General features: G+C 46.9%; 1 tRNA gene and 1 rRNA gene. Both read left to right on the top strand.

Annotation, left to right across the window (positions count from 1 at the left end):
• The first annotated feature begins 463 nt into the window (after nucleotides 1–463).
• Nucleotides 464–1,977: ribosomal RNA gene (locus RB619_RS21015) — 16S ribosomal RNA — on the top strand.
• Nucleotides 1,978–2,104: 127 nt separating this feature from the next.
• Nucleotides 2,105–2,178: transfer RNA gene (locus tag RB619_RS21010), tRNA-Ile, on the top strand.
• Nucleotides 2,179–2,194: the final 16 nt, after the last annotated feature.

Below are 2,194 nucleotides of genomic sequence, written 5' to 3'. Positions count from 1 at the left end.
AAAAAAAGAGGATAAAAAAGCTTGTATAACTGGATAAAGGTGCTACTTTTGCACCCGCAACAACGAAAGACGTTCACTGAAACACTGGCAAGGAATACGGAATCAAACTGAGAAAAATTTTCAAAAAAAGATTGCGAAAAGCTTGCGGGATTCGAAAGAAGCTTTTACATTTGCACCCCGCAAAACAGGGAAAAGTTCATTGATAGATTGGAGGAAAGACGAGAATATTGAGGCGAAAAAAAAGTTTCAAAATATTTCAAGTTTTTCTTGCGAGAAACAAAAAGAAGTTTTAGTTTTGCACCCGCTTTGAGAGACAAGCGAAAGGCAAAAAATTACGTTCGTAGACATATTGAATTGACAGCCGTTTTGAAAGAGATTTCAAAACAAACAGAATAAGAGTAATAGAGTCGGAAGATTCGAAAAGAACCACTAGAGAAGCATCGATTATATAATATTAAAATATACGATGAAGAGTTTGATCCTGGCTCAGGATGAACGCTAGCGGCAGGCTTAACACATGCAAGTCGAGGGGTATAGCACTTCGGTGCTAGAGACCGGCGCACGGGTGCGTAACGCGTATGCAATCTGCCTTTCACAGAGGGATAGCCCAGAGAAATTTGGATTAATACCTCATAGTATTATAGAGTGGCATCACTTTATAATTAAAGTCACAACGGTGAAAGATGAGCATGCGTCCCATTAGCTAGTTGGCAAGGTAACGGCTTACCAAGGCTACGATGGGTAGGGGTCCTGAGAGGGAGATCCCCCACACTGGTACTGAGACACGGACCAGACTCCTACGGGAGGCAGCAGTGAGGAATATTGGTCAATGGGCGCAAGCCTGAACCAGCCATGCCGCGTGCAGGATGACGGTCCTATGGATTGTAAACTGCTTTTGTACGAGAAGAAACACTGATTCGTGAATCAGCTTGACGGTATCGTAAGAATAAGGATCGGCTAACTCCGTGCCAGCAGCCGCGGTAATACGGAGGATCCAAGCGTTATCCGGAATCATTGGGTTTAAAGGGTCCGTAGGCGGTCTAGTAAGTCAGTGGTGAAAGCCCATCGCTCAACGGTGGAACGGCCATTGATACTGCTGGACTTGAATTACTGGGAAGCAACTAGAATATGTAGTGTAGCGGTGAAATGCTTAGAGATTACATGGAATACCAATTGCGAAGGCAGGTTGCTACCAGTGGATTGACGCTGATGGACGAAAGCGTGGGTAGCGAACAGGATTAGATACCCTGGTAGTCCACGCCGTAAACGATGGATACTAGCTGTTGGGAGCAATCTCAGTGGCTAAGCGAAAGTGATAAGTATCCCACCTGGGGAGTACGTTCGCAAGAATGAAACTCAAAGGAATTGACGGGGGCCCGCACAAGCGGTGGAGCATGTGGTTTAATTCGATGATACGCGAGGAACCTTACCAAGGCTTAAATGTAGATTGACCGGTTTGGAAACAGATCTTTCGCAAGACAATTTACAAGGTGCTGCATGGTTGTCGTCAGCTCGTGCCGTGAGGTGTCAGGTTAAGTCCTATAACGAGCGCAACCCCTGTTGTTAGTTGCCAGCGAGTCAAGTCGGGAACTCTAACAAGACTGCCAGTGCAAACTGTGAGGAAGGTGGGGATGACGTCAAATCATCACGGCCCTTACGCCTTGGGCTACACACGTGCTACAATGGCCGGTACAGAGAGCAGCCACTGGGCGACCAGGAGCGAATCTACAAAGCCGGTCACAGTTCGGATCGGAGTCTGCAACTCGACTCCGTGAAGCTGGAATCGCTAGTAATCGGATATCAGCCATGATCCGGTGAATACGTTCCCGGGCCTTGTACACACCGCCCGTCAAGCCATGGAAGCTGGGGGTGCCTGAAGTCGGTGACCGCAAGGAGCTGCCTAGGGTAAAACTGGTAACTAGGGCTAAGTCGTAACAAGGTAGCCGTACCGGAAGGTGCGGCTGGAACACCTCCTTTCTAGAGCCTCATATGTTAGTGCTTGCACACGTTGGGGAAAAAAGATGCATATCGGATGGTTTTGGATGCAAAGCTTTATTACTCTTGCTGTCGATTTAAAAAAAATGATAAAACTTAAGAAAAACAGAGTCTCGTAGCTCAGCTGGTTAGAGTACTACACTGATAATGTAGGGGTCGGCAGTTCGAGTCTGCCCGGGACTACTATTTGACTTGAGAA

This window comes from Flavobacterium sp. LHD-80, from assembly GCF_030929605.1.
In the GTDB taxonomy this organism is placed as follows: Bacteria; Bacteroidota; Bacteroidia; order Flavobacteriales; family Flavobacteriaceae; genus Flavobacterium.
Note: the sequence above shows the minus strand (reverse complement) of the source record. Positions and strands in the feature narration are given on the sequence as shown.